This window comes from Bacillus sp. D48C (assembly GCF_053345735.1).
Genome location: NZ_JBKFAQ010000010.1, coordinates 192,493 through 210,552, shown reverse-complemented (window position 1 = coordinate 210,552; position 18,060 = coordinate 192,493). Strand labels below are relative to the sequence as shown.

Sequence of the window (18,060 nt, the reverse complement as noted above, 5' to 3'; positions counted from 1 at the left end):
TTGAGTGTACTTGTCTTTATTAACAGCCATATAGCAACCTCCTCTATAAAAAATATTATAAGTTATATAACTTATATTGACAACCAGAAAAATGAGGAATAGAATAGTTATATAAGTTATATAACTTTATTGAGGAGGTTATTACATGGAACGGAAAGTAAAAAAGATGATGGCTGATCTTCAATTTATTATGAATCATGGTCAAATCAGTGTAGATTTCATGGATCAAGGATATAAAAGAATGCTTTTTAGTGCATTAGAAGCTACAGGAAAAAGGTTTAATGTGCATACCAATGAACATAATGAAACAACCTTGTTCTTAGAGTTAGTTTAGTAAATTTACGCGATGAGGAGCTGTTAATAATGGAGCAGTTAACTATCTTTGACGTAATGGATGAAACTAAAAATAAGCTTTATGAGGTATTAGAGAAAAATGGATTAAATTATAGAATTCATAAATACTATTTATATTCGGATTATGAGGGAGCTGTTCAGTATTACTATATAAGAACAACAGACAATACAATTATTGATTTGTGTATCTCTGATTTTCCAGAAATCTTCGCTGTTCATGAAGGATTTAGCGATAAACAAATTAGAAAGATTTACAACTGGAACTTATAAGTTATATAAATAACAAATTTAATTATTGGAGGAATGGAAAATGAAGATTGCTGTATCGGAATGGAAAGCATTGAAAAAAGAAACAAAGTTAAAGTTATTGCGTTATGCAATGTTAGAAAGTAAGTATAAGTATGCAAAATAAAAGCTCTTCATTTGCAAAAGCAAACAAAGAGCAAAGTCATGAGTGACCGTCTGGGAAAGAAATTGGCAGGTTTCTTTCCTCTATATTTTAACATATAAAAAATTGTAGAGAAAAGGGGCATGTAGAATGGAAGAAGGGCGTATTTCCTTTCAGCAAGGGGTTAAAGAATTTCTTATTATGATGGTCTGTTTTTGGTTCATTATGTTTCTCATGTATGGTGAAAGCCTGTTACAATAGTAAAGAATAAATTGGGTACAAATTGATAATGAAATGGGGAAATATGCTGGATGAAAGCAACCGGAGTAACTAGAAAAGTGGATGAATTAGGGCGTATAGTAATTCCAAAGGAACTTAGAAATACGCTTGGGATTAAAGAAAAATCACCATTAGAGATTTTTGTAGAAGGGGAAGACATCATTTTACAGAAGTATCAGCCTGGTCATGTTTGTGCATTAACAGGAGAAGTGTCAAATCGTAACATAGCATTAGCAAAGGGGAAAATCTCATTAAGTCCAGAAGGTGCAGAACTATTAATAAAAGAAATAGAACAGTACCTTGTAAAATAAACGCTCCTTTCAAGGAGCTTTTTTTTGTAAGAGAAACACATAATTTCACGTACCGCAATGTTTAATAAAAAAACAAACGACATAATAAATATGTCTACATTTAATTTTCCGCCTAATTAATCCGCTTAATGGATTCCGTCTCGTCTGTTTTGGATACTATCTTATGTGAAATGGCGAAATTATTTTTATATTGGATAGATTTCTTATGGAATATGTACCTAGAGTCGTATTTCAATTTAAATATGATAGTATTACACTTAGTATGAGCATTATATTTTATTATTTTGTACTAATCATGGGGGTATATATATGCGTAAAATGTTCAGTGGAAAACGTGTACTAGAAAGAGAAACAAACGATGGTTCCTCGTATTTTGTAGTACCAGAAGAGAAATTTCAGAAGTATGTGGTGCTATGGGGATATTTAATCCCACACGGAGTTTTCAATCAGCCTAATAAATGGGTAAATACGTATACGATCAACCCATTGGATAGATATGTTTTAGTAACAGAATTCAATCCTGAAGAGTATGAATATATGATTTACGAAGAAACAAGGGTTGCTAGAGAATTGCATCAAATATTAGAGCCTTATGGAATAAATATTAATAATGAATTTGAAGAGTTCGTAAAGTTAAAAGAGATTCCAAAAGCAGCTATAAGCAAAGTGAAGGACTGTTTATTAGAAAAAGAGTGTATGAATGAGTATCCAGAAGACTTTCCAGTAGTAGACGGCTATGAATATATAATTGAGGGACAGAAAAAGAAACTTTTTGTTGAAACTGAAACTTATGATAATGATGACACACTATATGACCAAACAGGGAATTTTAATCATAGTTATATCGTTGAAACTTATCGTAAGACAGTTACAAATGGATTTATTTATGTATTTAAAACGCATGACAATGAATGGTATCAATATTATGCAGCAGACGCTAGTAAAGACTGTTGGATCATGAAAGAAGTATATGATGATGAATTAGACGATTTACCAATTTCATCTTATGAACTTATTGAAACAGAGAAACGTGAAATTCCAGAAGAAGATTTAAAGGCTAATATTAGTTGGGAAGAATTACTCGATTCGAATAGGGAATGTGATTTCTATTACTCTGATAAAATGTTTGCAATGAGTTTCTTAGCAAATGAGGGAAGATATAATGTAGTGAACATTAATGGGGAATGGAAAAGATATAGTGAAACGGTTTTTAAAGGAGAAGCACCATTCTCCAAATGGGATGATTTAGTATTTATTGGGTCGGCTAAACAAGGGGCGACTGAAGGAAAACAATTTACCCAAGAAGAAATGATGCAATTTGCAGTATATATGAGAGAAAAGAGAGAGAAGTCATCATTGCATTAATCAAAAGGAGTGTACGAATATGGACTTTTTGTACTTATTACCATTTATTGTTATAGTACTTATTATTTTAATCTTTATATTTCAAGTTCGTCAGCAAAAAAAAATTAGAGAACAAATTTTCGGATTAGCTAATAATACTTTAGAGTTAACGACTAAGGAATTTTTAGAAATGAGAAATAAAAGTTTCGGTGGAAAAGGGAGAGCATTGTATTCTAATAATTATAACTTCGCAGGAGTGTATATATTACATAATAAATCTAAAGATTTATATTATGTGGGACAAGGAAAGCAGGTTTTAAATCGAGTGAACAATCATTTCACTGGAAAGGGCAATGGAGATGTTTATGCAGATTACAAATACGGAGATTATTGGACAATCAAGATGATAGCTCTTGAAAAAAGTGGTTTTAATACTTTGAATGAATTAGAAAGGTATGCAATTGAAACCTACGATTCTTATAAAAGAGGCTATAATAAAACCAGAGGAAATAAATAATATGTTTTAATTAATCTAAGAGTATCTCTTACTGGTGAATACATACAAAATAAGATCGAAATATCTCATTCTTATATTTGTTGTAAAACCATTTTGGTTATGAGATAATATCAACATAAGGGAATTTTTAATTTATATCAAGACATGTCTTTCTTCCGACGCCTACATTAAAAAAAGTAGGTGACATGATTTGATTTTTATTAAATATAAGAAATCATCATCAGGAGAAGTAGAGATTGATTTTCGATGTGATTTCGAAAAAATAATATCATTACTTTTGGGAACAACAACTTTATTAGATTTTCTTGCAAAGTCCTTAGGTATATAGTAATAAAAAAGAATGCACATTTTATGTGCATTCTTTTTTATTATTCCTTATGAGTTAATCTTTTGTTTATCATTACTATAAATTTCGATCATGTATGAATTACTTCCAATCCATTTGCTTACTTCTTCTGTTTTAAACAAATCAGTAATTTCTGTTTCTAATTTCTTCCCAAACTCTTTGGCATCTGGATCAGCACTACTAATTTTTGTGCCTAATTAATCCGCTTAATGGATTCGGTCTCGTATGTTTTGGGTACTATTTTGTGTGAAATGGGTATCTTTTCCCATCCCCCGAAAAAGGGGTATTAATACAGAATATCCCAAATATCATTTGGATTAGCCTTAAAAATATATGTTTCACATCTTCTATAACTGTATCGACATGTATCAAATATAAATAAGTTGTATTTTTGAAGTGAAAAACTCTACATTTTTAGCTGTTTCACAAAGTTACATTTTTTGACATCAAGTTTAAATTTCTTATGGATTAGGCTTATCCCCCTTTTTTCGGTGGATGGGCATAAACAAGCAAAGAAAATTTATTATGAAGACGTGTTATTAAAAAAAGGGGGGGTGTTACAAATGTGGAGAAATATAGAAAAATATCGAAAGTGATTGCGCTTTGGGTTAACATAGTATTAAGGTAACTTTCCTAAGTAAGTATTTAAGGGGTGAATATTTTGAGTTTGACATATAAGAGACCGTTAATTTTTATTGTCCTACTGTATATTGTATTAATAGCTTTTAACTATGCAAATCATAATCAATTTAATTGGTTTGAAAACCTTATAAAAACACTATTTATAGTAGGTTTTTTTGAAATTATGATGTGGTTATTTTCTTCAAAAAAAACAACCTCTAGAAAATAAGAGGTTGTTTTTTATCAATCACCAAGTTTTTCCAGTCCATCCTTCTTCTTCATATATACATGTACCTAGATACCAAGCAAGCTGCCCAGCTAAACCAATTAAATTACCTTTGACGCCTAATCTAATCATTTTTCTAGCTGCTAATTCATATTCTTTGTTAGTAATATTAGCAATAATAGAACCTATAAAGCCTACTGATAGAAATTCTTTATAATTTGCTATAAGTTTTCTTTCTATACAGTTATCTACAGCTTCTGTTTCTTGTTTGAATGGATCCTCATAGCCAGGCGGTGTATTTACACGTTGGATTTCTTGTCTCAATTGTTCTAATTCTTCGGTTTTACCATATTTGTTTTCTATCATATCAATATCAATATCTACAACTCTTCCGTGTTTATCTTTAACTGCAGCTTCTTCAACAACAAACTTCAATTGTGCAGCTACTTCTTGTACTAATTTTTCTTCTTCACTATTAATCTCTTGAGCTTTGGAGATTCCAGCGAAAGAAGTTGTAAACAAAGCGAGTACAAGAACCATCGATACAATATTTCTTAATACAGTCTTCATTTTTAATCCCATCCCTTTTTTCCTTATTTATGCTTTTTTACCGGTATTTTCTAGCACAGCTCTATCTTAATACATAAAGCTATAAAAATATATACCCTTCAGAAAGCGGAAAAATAATGAAATCCAACGATTATTACCTTTAAAACCGCTGTTTCAAGATATTTACAGTTTAATAATTTGAATATTCTGTATTTTATTTATCAATTTAATTACGAATACAAATATAATGTTAGATGGTAGATTAACTGTCTTTAAGAGCACAATTTGGGAGGGCTAATTAAAGTTTTATTGTTATCTAATTGTATGAATTTCGTAAAATGTCTGGTGCTATCTCTTATAAAAAGTGGGTACAATGAGGTTTTCTTAATCCCCCTTTTCGGGGGATTAAGAAAACACCCAAATGGAGATATTATTTTTATTTTGGATAGATTTCTTGCGAAATATGTACCTAGAGCCGTATTTCAATTAAAATGTGATACGATAGTTATATATTCGTTTTGCTGGTAAAAGGGGATGAGTGTCGATGAAAAACCACATAAAAGTAAATGGAAAAATCCTTCAAACAAATAAAAAATGGTCACATCTCAAGCAAAGACAAAGACAACATATTTCTACTTGGTTACGTAGAGAATATTCACAATTTGTAAAAACGCATTATAGAAGACCTAAAAAGTATGAACATGATGAGATTCTTCATGAAGTGATGAATCAAATACAAGAACGTGAAATTTGGATTCCGTATAGTGAAGTAAAAAGATACTATGTAAGCAAAATAGGAAAATGGTTTAGAAAAATAGAAGAAGAATGGGAAATACAAATAGACAACAAAGAGATGCAGCAAGCATTAAAAGAAAAGTAGATACAATTAGGGGGAGTATTTCATGTATAACTTACAAGAAGATATGTATGAACAATTGAAAGAAAAAAAGGGGAAGTTACTGTATTTTTAATGAATGGCGTTCCAATACGTGGGCAGATCCTTGCAATGGATAAATTCACCGTTCTTATGATAGTTCATGGTAAGCAACAACTAGTCTACAAGCAAGCTATTTCCACAATTCTTAAGTAATTCTTGTCCTTTTTTCGAGGAAAGAGGAACTAATAAAAAAAAGAAGATTGAAATCAATCTTCTTTAGAAAAAGGAACAGATGACAGATTAGTACTCCAACTCATAATCAATTATAAATAAGGGTACATATATATTCAATGCATTCTGAATTTTATCAATATATTTGTCTTATTTTTAAATTATAATATAGGTAATTCTTTTTATTATTATATACTTGTTCTTTCCTGTTGCGGAATCCTTTTAATATTAAAAGGATTCTCTTTTTTGTAATACGAAACTACAAATGAAAAAGATAAGATCGGAGAGTATGATCTTATCTTTAGCGTAAGGGAAAAACAAATGACAACAGCTTAATTTTTATAATATTATATTTTTCGTTATTATTCTATATAAAACCATAAATAACATATATATCTATATTGAGAAAATAATTACAAAATAAACGATAAATGATGAAAAAAACGAATGTAAACTAATATCAAAAAGTTTACTTTCATTTCCCCTTAAATATTGACTTTTATCTAATTTCATTGATATCATAAAAACATACAAAAAAGTATACATTCAAATCATTGAAAATAAAAGGATTGAAAAACCAATGAATAAAAAGCAACATTTAATTGATGTACAACCAATTCGAAGCAAAGAACAGCTCGAAGATATGAAATGGTCTCTTAAACGTCATTGTTCAGAACGAGATTACATTTTATTCCTAATTGGAATTAATACAGGATTACGTGTAAGTGATTTACTTAAAATGGAAACGAACGAAATTTTAAAATTGAAGCGAAAAAAACGGAAAGAATTTAAAGTGAAAGAAGGAAAGACAAAAAAGGAACGTATCATAAATATTACATCCATTTTTGAGGAAGTACTTCCATACTCTGAGGATCTAAAAAGTCCCTGGTTATTTCCTTCTCGAAAAGGTGATAAACCCATTAGTAAAATTCAAGCCTATCGACAGTTACAAAAAGCCGGGGATTTTGCCGGCGTAGAATCCTTAGGTACTCATACTATGCGTAAAACATTTGGATATTGGTTTTACAAGCAAACAAAAGATATTGCTATGTTACAAGAAATATTGAATCATAGTACACCACAAATTACACTAAGATACATTGGAATTAATAAAGAAGAAAAAGATAATGTACTTGATACATTTCGCATCTAATTTAGTGTTCAGCAACAATAAATGAGTTGGTCATGTTTTTATTTAATTAATATAATTAAAAGAGAGACAATTTATGCACCAAGATTTAAAGAAGTGAGCAAGCATTGAAAGAAAATAAGCATCCTTATGGATTATTAAATACGAATAGGTATATAAAATATGGAATTGAAAGTATAATTATAGTGCCAAATATAGATTTATACAGATTAACACAACTATAAATTATAGTAAAAAGGGGATTGAAATAAATGTTGTATCAAGTGCACATGGAAGTAACAAACATTTCTGGATCTACTAAAAACTTACATCTATATGAGTATGATAAAGAAGACAAAAATAAAATTATTGAAGAAATAATTTTACCATACCTACAAAAAGAAGAACTACAATTCGACGGTTATTTTTTAAAAGAACCAAATATAGTTAGGTTAAACGTGAAAACTACCGAATTGCCTATAAAAACTATAGTAAGCAGAATAGACGCTGAATTACCAGCTAATGTGATTATGTTTATAGAAAAAGAGGACGCTTTTGATAGTGATCAATATACTAAAGACGTAACGACAGAATTATTAAAAGAAGCTAAAGTAAGAATGCAAGAACTTCCAAAGCTATCAGCAAGCCCTTCATCTACTGAAATTGATAATAAAAAAGTATTTATAGTACATGGACATGATGTGAGTGTAAAAATTGCCGTCGCTAGATTTTTAGAAAGGTTAGATTTGAAACCAATAATTTTACATGAACAAGCTAGTGGTGGCACAACAATTATTGAAAAAATAGAAAATAATACAGATGTAGGTTTTGGAATTGTACTTTATACGCCCTGTGATTTAGGTAAGGCTAAAAATGATGCCGAACTACAAATAAGAGCTAGACAAAATGTTGTATTTGAACATGGATATCTAATTGCAAAATTGGGAAGATCCAATGTTTGTGCATTAGTTAAAGATAATATTGAAAAACCAAATGATATATCAGGAGTTGTATATATTAACTATGATTCAGAAACTGGTTGGCACATGGAGTTATTTAAAGAGTTAAAAAATGCTGGCTACGATTTAGATGCAAATAAGTTATTTTAATAATTTATTACAATTAATGTTGATTTAGAATTATTTATTCGAAATGACTAAAAGTTTGCAATTAGACTATAAAAAAGAGTCCTAATAATAAGGACTCTTTTTTATGATTATATGATATTATTAAGGTTTTTAATTCACACTCGCTTTTCAATTAGTTGAATCTGAAAAATGTCACTGTCATTAATACCAAGCACCTTCATTTCCTCTTTAAACGAACGCCAGGGTTCCACTTTAATGGATTTTATACTTTTATCCTGCAAAGTATATTCTCTTATATAAATGGATGTTTTTGCCCATCCCCCGAAAAGGGGGATTAATACAAAATACTCCATATCAGTTGTAGACGAATTTAGGATTCAGCCTTAGTTGTTCAATTTGTCATGGTCACAGTTTCAAACCATGTTAGTATATAAAGCAACATGGTACGTCAAACAAGTTATTGTTGAATCAAAAACATTTGTTTCTAGCCAACTATGTTCTTGTTGTTAATACCAAAACGTTAAAATTCTGAAGCTACATACATGGGACTGCCCTTCTTAGCGTACACACGATAATAAGGATATTAACGCAATATTCTGGGGTATTTTCTATGAATATGCTGGATTGAGAAAACAAAAGACAGCAGCAAATTTAACAAAAATAGCCACAATCTATTTATAAATAGACTGTGGCTATTTTTATTAAGTGTCCCAAAAAAGAAGTAAATATTGCCATGTTCCATTTAGATACAACAATAGTGATGAAACACCTTTTTAATTAATTTAAGATTTTATCCCGAAGGTCTTTTGAGAATTATATTAAAGGTTATTAGTTCGTACTCTAAAATCCTTGATGCTGTAATTTCTAACATTATTTGTAGTAGTATCCGTTACTTTCATGAAAAAGTCATAACCATATTCAGCTTCATAAGTTGCTTGACCGCCTTTGTAAGAAATGGTTTTCTCGTCTTTTCTTACCCAAGATTCTTTAAATTGGTCTCCATAATAAATATTTTTTTCACCAATACTCAAAGCATCACCAGCGCCCAAGAAGCCTAATGTATGATATTCAGGTGCATCTAATATTGGTAGTGTTCCTGTAGCATCACCATAAAAATTCACTTTCCCAGATGCCTTACCTATAGCTAACATGTATTCTACCTTGTATGAATGACCAGGAAGTGTTGGAATAGATTGAGACGGTACTGTATATGTTGATTTGGTACTTTCTTCTGTAGAACCTGTGTTGCTCATTGAAAATCCTGCACTTATTTCAGTTTGATGTTCAACTAATGGGATCTTTATTGTTTCAGTTTGCTTAATCCCTAAATCGAATGCTTTAGTTGTAGTGGTAGTTGTCGAATAAGTTTTTTCATATGAAAATTCAGGAGTATTCATATTCATTTCCTGATTAGTTTCATTTGTTAAAGTACTATTTCCAACCGAAAGTGATTTAGAGTCTTGAATCACAGGTTCACCTGCCAGTTCTACATATTGATTTGTAGGTAATACGCCATACGGTCCATATCCCTGAGAGAATTGTTGCACAAGATTAATTCCTCTATTTTCAGATGGAATAGGAAAGTTCCACGATTCACGTGGTCCAGTATAACCATATCCGGCACAATAAGCTATTTTCCCCATACCAATTTGCATTTCAGACCATGCTGGTTGATTTATTGATCCAGGTAAGCCCTCTGCGTGTATAGGTTTTGTAATACTGATTCCTCCTAATGCTATACCTATCAATAAAAAACTTCTAACTACAATTTTTTTCATGCTCTAAAAATCTCCTTCACATAATTATTTGATTTTTAGTAACTGTAACTACTGCATGCTTAACCTTTTTTTCCGTAAATAAATTAAGCTAACTATTATCTTTAATCCAATCACCCTTCATTGTATATTTTACTATTTTTGTATCATAAGTACTTGTTATTTAATCATATTCACTTCTTACAAATGTATGGGATGGTTTCAAACTAAGATTTATAATACTCTTTTTTTGATACACTAAATCACAATTTACATTCGTATACCCACTGCCTGAAGTAAACGTTTTAATTAAATTATATAAACTAAATCCAATTAAAATATACAATTCGATTAAAAACGACTAAATCCTCTGTAATTTTTACTTTTTTAATATTTTTAAATCATTTTGTAAATTTCTATAAGGGGTCACCAGCATGTGGTGCTACCCCTAATTAGTATAAAGTTTCTAATGGAATCAAATACTAATAGTAAAATTCGTTGTGGTAGGAGATAAAATATGAAAAATATTGTTTTCAAGGTAATGGCGGCATTGTTTCTGTTCATGACAGGTAGTCTGTTTAATAGCATTATTTATGCTGAAAATGAGGATATGGTTAATAAAGGATTTTCCCTGAATGAATTAAAAGGACAGACTTCTTTTAATTGTTTTATTCCTAAAGAGATAGCAAAAGATTGGAATATAGAATTAAAATATCCAGAGCAAGTACATAAAAATATGGAAAAAGTACAAATACATTTTTTGAATAGGGCAGGAACGCAATTAAAAGTGGCAATTATTGAAAAGGCGGCAACAGGTAATGATATTCAACCTGGGGAACATGGAGAAAGAGTGAAAATAAACAATATAAATGGTGTGTTTCATCCATTAACACCAACAAAAAGAATTAAAGACGTACAAGGCGGACAATTAATGTGGGTACAAGATGGAACAATGATTGAGTTATTTAGTTCAAGAATTTCTAAACAAGAATTAATTACACTAGCTCAATCAATGCAGAAATTATAAAAAGAGGGTGTGTATGTTTTTAAACATACACACCCTCTTTTTTTATTTATAAACCGATCCACCTGGCATTGCTACATAGAACCATCCCTCTGTTTTTGCACCTGTTAAAGATGTCCATGTTAGTGAATAAGAACCATAAGGAACGTTTTTAAAAGTGAATGCGCCATCATAATCATATTTCAAATATTGAGTATATCTTTTTCCAGTTTCCCAACTTGTTAAAACCCATTGCGTTTCCGCTTGCTGTCCACTGTGAACACCTTGTTGCCAAACTCTTACTGCAATGTCTCCACCAACGTGTTTACTAATAGTTACGCCATCCCATTCACCATATCTTTCTGGTCTTACAGGGAATTTTTGACTTGTATAAGCACTTGCTGAACTAACTCCAATTGTAGTGAAACCGATAATAACTGCAAATAACACAAAGATATTTCTCTTTAGCATTTTCACAAAATCATCCCCAGTTCTCTATTTTTTTATAACTTACTAGTATATGTTAAACATACAGTAAATATTACCAATATTCAACAATATTTTCCAAAAATAAAATCTATTCAGAAAATTATACCACAAATGAAATTCTGCTATTTTTAGTATAAATAAGTAAGCGGAAAATTTAGAGTCAAATGTAATCCGAAAATAGGAGGGGGATGAAATAGTTCAATTTCATATAGAATCAAAAAGAAATCCATGTTCATTACACAAACTATTCCTTATCATAAAACGTAAAATAATACAATAATGTTTTGCATTAATAAAAAAATAATCAATATATGTTACCTATATAAGAAACATATATTGATTTAGTATGTTAGACTATATAACTAATAAAGGATGGTGGAAAATACATGGGAATTTCATATTTAATTAAAGTACCTGGTGGGGTTGTCTGAAACAGGCGAACAGTTTGGGAATATGAAATTATGTATTATCTTATTTGATGAATCAGAAGTGATGGTAGTAGAGCCTAGAATGATTAAAGACTACTTTTTAGTTGATATGTAATAAAACATGGGTTTTACAAAAGATACAAAATATTAAACTCCAAAAAGCCCGTGATATTACGTACTGATATCACGGGCTTTTTTATAAGTAAATATCATTAAAGATTATGATTATTTTTAAATTGTTCAAGTTCTAGTTTACAAAGTTACAACCATTTGAACAATTTTTCTTTAGGTATTTTATAATGTATGGAAGACTTGGTTTACCTATAAAAGTACATTTTCTATGTTAGATTTGTTTTTTGATTGGTGTAACAGGAATTCTAGCAATTTCTTTATCACTTCTCGCCTTAGTATTTGTTACATCTTTAACTACAAGGTACATTCTCGTACCATAATCAGCTGAAACTGTACCTTTTCCATTTTTGTACCTTGCTTTTCCATTGTTATACTCCCATTTTTCCCATTCTTTATCTAACCATGAAACGACAGGACCAGGATTTTGATCATTCAAAAGTTTTACCATATTAGCTCCACTTTCGTATAAAGGAGTGTAAGGTGCAGTGTTGTTATACGCGTATTTAGCATTACCAAGAATATCGAGGTTTAATTGAACGTTAGCTTTTGCTTTTTGAGTTTCTAGAATGCATTGAACCTGATATTTAGCATTAGCAGGTACTTTAATTGTTTGCGAAGGCAACGTATATTTAATAGATTCTGTTGTTGTATCAGAGCTTGTGTTGGTGAAATTATAGTTTACTGTAAACTTAGCTGAACCCTCACCAATAAAGAAATCAAATTTTACACTTTCCTCCATACCTACACCTACAGAATGTGTGGTTGTCGCTGTGGCTGATTCTGTTAATGTTTTTTCAAACTGAATTGTTTTTAACTCTTGATCTACATTTGTTTCATTTGCAAGAATATCAGTGCCAATAAACAAAGCTGGACCATCTTCGTATATTGTATCTCCAATTTGAGAAACAGATTTATCAATAATTTTATAATTGTTGACTTCTCTCATTGGGTAGGTTATAGGTAGTGTATTCTTTTGATGCTGACCAGTGTCGTAGAGATAGCTTCCATAGAGAAAACCTACATCTGCTAAAGAATCTGATACTTCATCTGCAGAAGTATTTAAACCACCTATTGTTAGGCTCGCCATACCAATTGTTAAGCTACACATCCATTTAAGCAGTACGCCCTTTTTCCTCATACATTCATCCTCCTCTTTTTGTATTAGAGTACATTTTTAAGGTATCATGCATTGAGTTGTATGAATAACTTATTTTTTGTATTTTTTATGAATTATTCATCTAAATTAATATTATAAAGATAGAAATAAGTAACTATATACTTGAATCTAATTAGAAGAATTTATAATTTGAAATGAGTTTTACAAAACTTACAAAATGTTAAACTCATAAAAACCAGTGATATTATACACATGTATTGATATCACTGGTTTTTTATATGGATATTTGATGGTCGATTTTACAAATTATAAAAAATTACAAGCTCAGTTTTACATTTTCACAAAAATATTTTTGTAAGATTATCTTTCTCTTCCTTCTGTTTGATTGGCTTGGAACTCTATTTTTAACGCAATACTATCCCCTTGGAACATGTTTTGATCCGTTCCGTTATCTTCAAATATAAACTTTATCCAAAACCAATCCATTTTCCCAGATTTTAATCCTCCTGTTTCAATCCACTTGGAATGAAATACTTTTTTGGAAGCAATCTCTGGGTTTTGTGATTTTAGTTCTGCAAGAGTTGTTTCGTATACAGGGCTTTTCGCAGGATCCCAATCCAAAAGAAATTGTACTTTAATATGTTTGCCGAAATCTTCTGAAATATTGTTTTGTTTTAAATCGTTTACATTATAGTCTATTTTCATCATGATATCTTTAATGTCTAATGTACCACTATTTGTTAAATTGAATTTCTTTAATATTTTGTCCCCAGGTTTTAAATTTTCTAAGTTAAGTGAAGTAGTTGGCTGCATAGCTAAATCTAATGTACCTGCAGCAAATGTATTATTTGTTACAACTTGATCGCTAAAATATGCATATGTTCCCCCACCAATTAAGGATAAACCAAGAGCGGCTGAAACCACTCCAACACCTAATTTCTTTTTCAATGACATTTTTTGTTCCTCCCATATCATTTTTACAATTTTTCTCCCTAATCAACTAAAACGATCCCCTTAATACAGGTATAGCATTAATTGTAAAAATTTTGTATTGAAATAAGAATAGTACTTATTGAGAAAATTATTTTATTATCTATTTTCCATAAATTAAACGTACCAAAAATAAAAAATTTAGATTCATAATTTTCTTCTTATATAATACTTAAATATGTTATCAAAACTTCTGCAAAAACAAATTAAGATTAACTCCTCATTATAATAAGAATAATGATTTTTAATACGCATCAAAAGGTACACCTTTTGAAGTATATTAAAATCTAGCTAATTTAGTGCTTCGAAAGGTTCAAAATTTCATTTTTAAAGTGCTAAATAATTAATGGTACCTTTTGAAATATTTTCGGTCTCATTTCATTAGAAATAATTCCGTCTATATAACTGAAAAATGTGATATAATATCTATTGAACATATGAATAGGATAACAACTACCTGCTGTTGGCAAGTAGCAATTTATCTAATGAAAAGATCACTTGTTTCCAAGACAAGTGATCTTTTTGTATACATTCCCTATGCTATTTTTGAAATCGAATAGATATTTTAATCTGTGTAATTACAATAGATTTGATTAAATTTAAAACTGCAAAAAGGATAATATCGTTCATATTTGTAGTAAGAAATATATGAAGAACACCTTATTTGCATCAAGGTGTTTTTGACGTATTAATATTCTCATATACTGGGGCAACTTTTAGAGCTTTAGATAGTTTTTTTGTTTTTAAGATTATTTGATTTTTTATAGGCATAACATAGAATGTTGGTTCTATTGTTCCTTTATTCTTATTGAAAGGAGCGGTTATTAAGTAATTGCCACTACTGCTAATTACAATTTGGTCTTGATTGTTTTGATTGAAGATTAAATATTTCCTTTGTCTTTCAGCAGATTCTGCACCTAATCTAAAAGAAATGAACCCTAACACCAAAATAAAAACTATAATTGCAATTGTTTTAAATGGTTTAAATGGTGATAAAACCACCTGTATATATTTTTGTACAATGGGAGGAAGAAAATAATATGCCAATGTAAATACATAAATAATACACCAGATTGATATATACCAGTTACTATATATGTCTATTATAAAGACTCATCCTATTAGAGGACTGATAAAGAATAAAATCATCAATGATAGAATTATTTTACTTTTAACGCCTTTCCGCTTTAACAGTAATTCTGGTATAAGGAAAACATATCTTGCAAAAATATAAATAGTTAAAGTAGTTGCTAACCAAGGAAATATTTCCAAAAAGTATCGAGTTAAATCACTTGTATCTATTTTTAATAAAGAATAATCAGTTAAATCATAAAAACTATGGTATCCATATTTAAATAAAGCAGCATAAGCGTAGGCTAAAGCTGTAAATACTAGCACTATAATAGCAGCTTGATTAAATGTGGTAAGAATCATATTGCTTTCTTTTGAGTTAGTATTTTCAGTTGATACAGAAGAAATGTTTGAATTCCATTGGTTACAGCTTTGAACATTTTGTGTTTTTGAAGAACGTTTCTTTTTTGCCAAGATATGACCTCCTATAAAATTTAAAATATTTATATCAATATATTAATATAATTATATTAAATGGTCAAAATAAAGGATGCAAATGTTACTTTGATGTAGTGATAGATAGGCTCTATTTAACTTTGTAGCTTTGAAAAAAGATTTGATTAAATATAGTCTACAAATCCTTGTTCTCTGGCACATAAAATGAATGCATTTTGAAAAAGAAGATTGTTTAAAACTTATATAGAATTCTTTTATTCCTTTTTTCTATTTGGTAAGCTAGGAGGATTCTTCATTGTGTCAACAACATGCATGAGCGTGAGATATGGATGTTTTAAGATCATTCTCGGTCCACTCTTTTTCATAACTTCCTTAACTAAACTTTTCATATCTGGTTTATAACAATAAATTTTGCAATTTTGACATGCTGGTTTCTTTTCTTGAAATGGACATTTTGATAGACGGAAATAAGCATAACATTTTAATTTTTTGCATTTTTCACATATTTTATCTTGTTTATGTTCGTTTTTACAATACATATCAATCATTATGCTAATTGTTTTCTCTTCACGTTCAATTCGATTCATAGGTTGGTGCCTCCTGTTTCAAAGTCTCACTGCTTTGATTGTAAAACTTTTTTAGAGAGTGTACTTGAATTTTTATTGACAGTTTTTCTAATGTTTATCTCTTTCCTAAGGCTTAAATATACATCTTTCTTTTTCTTATGAGCTTCGTGTGTCTAAAGGTCTTGAACAGTAAGAGTTCACTTGATTTTTCAAAGTTATTAATTGATTCTATTGGAAGGTGGGGAGTATTTGAAGTTTACTGCTATATCAAATAATTCAGCCTTAGAGCACGGAATCTGCGTTTTGTTTTAGGAGCACTATACAATTTTTAAATTGATGAATGTGTGGTGGTACCGCTTATTATAAAGTTGAATTATTAGCGGAATGAATGTTAAGTTGATTTTACATTTTGTTAAGTCTGGTATATATTGAAGGTAAGAGGTGGCGAACTTGACTATTTTTAACAAAGTAAAGGAAATTAGAGCTCGTTTTAATTTCACACAAAGTGTATTAGCTGAAAAAGTTGGAGTGACGAGGCAAACGATCGCAGCAATTGAAAAAGGGGATTACGTCCCTTCATTATTACTAGCATTGTCAATTTGTGATGTGTTTGATTTGAAGATGGAAGAAGTGTTTGTATTAAATAAGGAGGAAGAAGAGGATGAATAGATTGATGATTTCTTATGTAATTAATGTACTTATTATGGCATTAGCATGTTGGGTATTCATTGAACTTTATTACGACATTATAGAACTTGCCAATATTATTGAAGCTAAGAAAGTAGCCTTTGAAGTATCATTAAATATTACACCAGTCTTATTCTTATTAGTTATAGGTATTGTAATAACAATTTTTTATAAAATACAGAGGAAGAAATATAACGCCCTTTCATATCTGATGTATCCACTATTGTTTCCCCTAGAAGACGAACGTGAAAAGTTAATTACTGAAAGAGCTTGTCGTACAGCATTTGTTTCACTATGGTATGTGTTAATCATCGCAATTGGATTTTTAGTGCTTTCTCCTATTTTTAATATGTATATTCCAGGATATCCCTTATACATTGTATTTAGTGTTTTCTTTATTCAAATGACAGTTTTTTATTTATCTTTATACCGAAATAAAATAATGTAAAGTGAGACCCTCTTGTAAAAGCAAGAGGGTTCCTTTATATGCATGATTTATAGTGATTCCCTTAACAATTTTCTATTTTCTAACATATCATTTAATAGAATCTGTCCCATCATCATTGCAAAGTTATCCCTGGTTTTTGTATAGTAGTCATTAAGTTTTAATAGATAGTCTTTCCTGGGGACATAGGTGATTACAAATCCACGGTTTACTTCTTTAGGCAAAGGAATATATATATTTCTAACATCCTGGTTTGTATTGTTGGGATTTTTAAATAATAAATCATTTAGATTATTAAAAAATTCTTTTCCATTAGAGATAGGGTGAATTTTTTTAGCTATGTGAACACCATTATTATTTTTATTTGAATCTATTCCCCATATAATTACACCACCAGAAGCATGAGAAAAAAACGATATAGCTTTTTCGTAATTCTTTTTATCATCTATTGAAAGGGTACTAGTTGTACAATTTTTTTTGCATTGAAATGTAAGGAATATATTCTCTTCTTGCTGTGTAATGATCATTTTTTGAATGTATGAAAATCCTTCTTGTTGAAACTTTATAAAAATCTTCTTCGCATTCGCCAAATTAAACATTCTCCTTTTCTGCTTTTTAGCAAAATATTTAAAAGAGTAAATCAAAATAAGTAAACTTTGTAT

20 protein-coding genes and 3 pseudogenes are annotated in these 18,060 nt (G+C 29.8%); 13 read left to right on the top strand and 10 right to left on the bottom strand.

Annotated features, from left to right (window positions below; all coding sequences use genetic code 11):
• Positions 1–145 precede the first annotated feature (145 nt).
• From ACLBXA_RS22255 to ACLBXA_RS22235, 5 genes are all read left to right on the top strand, one after another.
• Positions 146–334 (top strand): hypothetical protein, encoded by a 189-nt coding sequence (locus ACLBXA_RS22255; protein WP_000440217.1) that lies wholly within the window; start codon positions 146–148, stop codon positions 332–334.
• Positions 335–363: 29 nt separating this feature from the next.
• Positions 364–624 carry a hypothetical protein gene (locus ACLBXA_RS22250; protein ID WP_098289593.1) on the top strand — a complete coding sequence of 87 codons (261 nt, stop codon included), beginning with the start codon at positions 364–366 and terminating at the stop codon, positions 622–624.
• 429 nt (positions 625–1,053) lie between these two features.
• Complete coding sequence (locus tag ACLBXA_RS22245) at positions 1,054–1,332, top strand: AbrB/MazE/SpoVT family DNA-binding domain-containing protein (protein ID WP_000648344.1); 279 nt, start codon at positions 1,054–1,056, stop codon at positions 1,330–1,332.
• 309 nt (positions 1,333–1,641) lie between these two features.
• The gene (locus tag ACLBXA_RS22240) at positions 1,642–2,697 is read left to right on the top strand and encodes a hypothetical protein (protein WP_277489773.1); all 1,056 of its coding nucleotides are present in this window, start codon (positions 1,642–1,644) and stop codon (positions 2,695–2,697) included.
• 19 nt (positions 2,698–2,716) lie between these two features.
• A complete protein-coding gene (locus ACLBXA_RS22235) occupies positions 2,717–3,193 on the top strand; it encodes a GIY-YIG nuclease family protein (protein WP_277489770.1) in 477 nt (158 codons plus the stop codon).
• A gap of 375 nt (positions 3,194–3,568) precedes the next feature.
• Here the strand turns inward: ACLBXA_RS22235 and ACLBXA_RS22230 are convergent.
• A pseudogene (locus ACLBXA_RS22230) lies at positions 3,569–3,736 on the bottom strand (DUF4030 domain-containing protein); the annotation flags it as partial.
• Positions 3,737–4,407: 671 nt separating this feature from the next.
• Positions 4,408–4,968 (bottom strand): hypothetical protein, encoded by a 561-nt coding sequence (locus tag ACLBXA_RS22225; RefSeq protein WP_277489768.1) that lies wholly within the window; start codon positions 4,966–4,968, stop codon positions 4,408–4,410.
• Positions 4,969–5,479: 511 nt separating this feature from the next.
• Here ACLBXA_RS22225 and ACLBXA_RS22220 point away from each other — a divergent pair.
• The 4 genes and pseudogenes from ACLBXA_RS22220 to ACLBXA_RS22205 all read left to right on the top strand — a co-directional run bounded on the left by ACLBXA_RS22220 (position 5,480) and on the right by ACLBXA_RS22205 (position 8,281).
• Positions 5,480–5,815, top strand: coding sequence for a transposase (locus tag ACLBXA_RS22220; protein ID WP_242808440.1), 336 nt, complete (start codon positions 5,480–5,482; stop codon positions 5,813–5,815).
• Positions 5,816–5,837: 22 nt separating this feature from the next.
• Positions 5,838–6,025, top strand: a pseudogene (hfq, locus tag ACLBXA_RS22215) (RNA chaperone Hfq).
• A gap of 598 nt (positions 6,026–6,623) precedes the next feature.
• Complete coding sequence (locus ACLBXA_RS22210) at positions 6,624–7,196, top strand: tyrosine-type recombinase/integrase (RefSeq protein ID WP_277489767.1); 573 nt, start codon at positions 6,624–6,626, stop codon at positions 7,194–7,196.
• Positions 7,197–7,444: 248 nt separating this feature from the next.
• Positions 7,445–8,281, top strand: coding sequence for a TIR domain-containing protein (locus ACLBXA_RS22205; protein ID WP_090979186.1), 837 nt, complete (start codon positions 7,445–7,447; stop codon positions 8,279–8,281).
• Positions 8,282–8,415: 134 nt separating this feature from the next.
• Here the strand turns inward: ACLBXA_RS22205 and ACLBXA_RS22200 are convergent, their stop codons facing one another.
• Positions 8,416–8,613, bottom strand: coding sequence for a hypothetical protein (locus ACLBXA_RS22200; protein WP_277489765.1), 198 nt, complete (start codon positions 8,611–8,613; stop codon positions 8,416–8,418).
• 43 nt (positions 8,614–8,656) lie between these two features.
• On the opposite strand from ACLBXA_RS22200, the pseudogene ACLBXA_RS22195 reads away from it, so the two are divergent.
• A pseudogene (locus ACLBXA_RS22195) lies at positions 8,657–8,818 on the top strand (zinc ribbon domain-containing protein); the annotation flags it as partial.
• 260 nt (positions 8,819–9,078) lie between these two features.
• Here the strand turns inward: ACLBXA_RS22195 and ACLBXA_RS22190 are convergent.
• Positions 9,079–10,038 (bottom strand): ETX/MTX2 family pore-forming toxin, encoded by a 960-nt coding sequence (locus tag ACLBXA_RS22190; protein ID WP_277489764.1) that lies wholly within the window; start codon positions 10,036–10,038, stop codon positions 9,079–9,081.
• A 493-nt stretch (positions 10,039–10,531) separates the two neighbouring features.
• On the opposite strand from ACLBXA_RS22190, the gene ACLBXA_RS22185 reads away from it, so the two are divergent.
• On the top strand, positions 10,532–11,041 hold the full coding sequence (locus ACLBXA_RS22185; RefSeq protein ID WP_277489762.1) for a DUF4367 domain-containing protein: 510 nt from the start codon (positions 10,532–10,534) through the stop codon (positions 11,039–11,041).
• A 42-nt stretch (positions 11,042–11,083) separates the two neighbouring features.
• Here the strand turns inward: ACLBXA_RS22185 and ACLBXA_RS22180 are convergent, their stop codons facing one another.
• The 5 genes from ACLBXA_RS22180 to ACLBXA_RS22160 form a co-directional block, all read right to left on the bottom strand.
• Entirely contained in the window at positions 11,084–11,488 is a 405-nt protein-coding gene (locus ACLBXA_RS22180; protein ID WP_277489932.1) for a hypothetical protein, read from the bottom strand.
• A gap of 789 nt (positions 11,489–12,277) precedes the next feature.
• Positions 12,278–13,204 (bottom strand): ETX/MTX2 family pore-forming toxin, encoded by a 927-nt coding sequence (locus ACLBXA_RS22175; protein ID WP_277489758.1) that lies wholly within the window; start codon positions 13,202–13,204, stop codon positions 12,278–12,280.
• 339 nt (positions 13,205–13,543) lie between these two features.
• On the bottom strand, positions 13,544–14,137 hold the full coding sequence (locus tag ACLBXA_RS22170; protein WP_447617486.1) for a TasA family protein: 594 nt from the start codon (positions 14,135–14,137) through the stop codon (positions 13,544–13,546).
• Positions 14,138–15,286: 1,149 nt separating this feature from the next.
• The gene (locus tag ACLBXA_RS22165; protein WP_447617485.1) at positions 15,287–15,718 is read right to left on the bottom strand and encodes a hypothetical protein; all 432 of its coding nucleotides are present in this window, start codon (positions 15,716–15,718) and stop codon (positions 15,287–15,289) included.
• A gap of 236 nt (positions 15,719–15,954) precedes the next feature.
• On the bottom strand, positions 15,955–16,287 hold the full coding sequence (locus ACLBXA_RS22160) for a nitrous oxide-stimulated promoter family protein (protein WP_277489750.1): 333 nt from the start codon (positions 16,285–16,287) through the stop codon (positions 15,955–15,957).
• Between the two features lie 429 nt (positions 16,288–16,716).
• On the opposite strand from ACLBXA_RS22160, the gene ACLBXA_RS22155 reads away from it, so the two are divergent.
• Both ACLBXA_RS22155 and ACLBXA_RS22150 read left to right on the top strand, forming a co-directional pair.
• On the top strand, positions 16,717–16,935 hold the full coding sequence (locus ACLBXA_RS22155; RefSeq protein ID WP_000151822.1) for a helix-turn-helix transcriptional regulator: 219 nt from the start codon (positions 16,717–16,719) through the stop codon (positions 16,933–16,935).
• The gene (locus ACLBXA_RS22150) at positions 16,928–17,401 is read left to right on the top strand and encodes a DUF2178 domain-containing protein (RefSeq protein WP_277489743.1); all 474 of its coding nucleotides are present in this window, start codon (positions 16,928–16,930) and stop codon (positions 17,399–17,401) included. Before ACLBXA_RS22155 ends, ACLBXA_RS22150 begins: the two co-directional genes overlap by 8 nt.
• 47 nt (positions 17,402–17,448) lie before the next feature.
• Here the strand turns inward: ACLBXA_RS22150 and ACLBXA_RS22145 are convergent, their stop codons facing one another.
• Positions 17,449–17,988 (bottom strand): hypothetical protein, encoded by a 540-nt coding sequence (locus ACLBXA_RS22145; protein ID WP_277489741.1) that lies wholly within the window; start codon positions 17,986–17,988, stop codon positions 17,449–17,451.
• Between the last annotated feature and the right edge of the window lie 72 nt (positions 17,989–18,060).

Bases quoted from the DNA above. Each gene is read 5' to 3' on its own strand.
- ACLBXA_RS22255 (WP_000440217.1), top strand. From the start codon at position 146: ATGGAACGGAAAGTAAAAAAGATGATGGCTGATCTTCAATTTATTATG.
- ACLBXA_RS22250 (WP_098289593.1), top strand. From the start codon at position 364: ATGGAGCAGTTAACTATCTTTGACGTAATGGATGAAACTAAAAATAAG.
- ACLBXA_RS22245 (WP_000648344.1), top strand. From the start codon at position 1,054: ATGAAAGCAACCGGAGTAACTAGAAAAGTGGATGAATTAGGGCGTATA.
- ACLBXA_RS22240 (WP_277489773.1), top strand. From the start codon at position 1,642: ATGCGTAAAATGTTCAGTGGAAAACGTGTACTAGAAAGAGAAACAAAC.
- ACLBXA_RS22235 (WP_277489770.1), top strand. From the start codon at position 2,717: ATGGACTTTTTGTACTTATTACCATTTATTGTTATAGTACTTATTATT.
- ACLBXA_RS22225 (WP_277489768.1), bottom strand. From the start codon at position 4,968: ATGGGATTAAAAATGAAGACTGTATTAAGAAATATTGTATCGATGGTT.
- ACLBXA_RS22220 (WP_242808440.1), top strand. From the start codon at position 5,480: ATGAAAAACCACATAAAAGTAAATGGAAAAATCCTTCAAACAAATAAA.
- ACLBXA_RS22210 (WP_277489767.1), top strand. From the start codon at position 6,624: ATGAATAAAAAGCAACATTTAATTGATGTACAACCAATTCGAAGCAAA.
- ACLBXA_RS22205 (WP_090979186.1), top strand. From the start codon at position 7,445: ATGTTGTATCAAGTGCACATGGAAGTAACAAACATTTCTGGATCTACT.
- ACLBXA_RS22200 (WP_277489765.1), bottom strand. From the start codon at position 8,613: ATGGAGTATTTTGTATTAATCCCCCTTTTCGGGGGATGGGCAAAAACA.
- ACLBXA_RS22190 (WP_277489764.1), bottom strand. From the start codon at position 10,038: ATGAAAAAAATTGTAGTTAGAAGTTTTTTATTGATAGGTATAGCATTA.
- ACLBXA_RS22185 (WP_277489762.1), top strand. From the start codon at position 10,532: ATGAAAAATATTGTTTTCAAGGTAATGGCGGCATTGTTTCTGTTCATG.
- ACLBXA_RS22180 (WP_277489932.1), bottom strand. From the start codon at position 11,488: ATGCTAAAGAGAAATATCTTTGTGTTATTTGCAGTTATTATCGGTTTC.
- ACLBXA_RS22175 (WP_277489758.1), bottom strand. From the start codon at position 13,204: ATGAGGAAAAAGGGCGTACTGCTTAAATGGATGTGTAGCTTAACAATT.
- ACLBXA_RS22170 (WP_447617486.1), bottom strand. From the start codon at position 14,137: ATGTCATTGAAAAAGAAATTAGGTGTTGGAGTGGTTTCAGCCGCTCTT.
- ACLBXA_RS22160 (WP_277489750.1), bottom strand. From the start codon at position 16,287: ATGAATCGAATTGAACGTGAAGAGAAAACAATTAGCATAATGATTGAT.
- ACLBXA_RS22150 (WP_277489743.1), top strand. From the start codon at position 16,928: ATGAATAGATTGATGATTTCTTATGTAATTAATGTACTTATTATGGCA.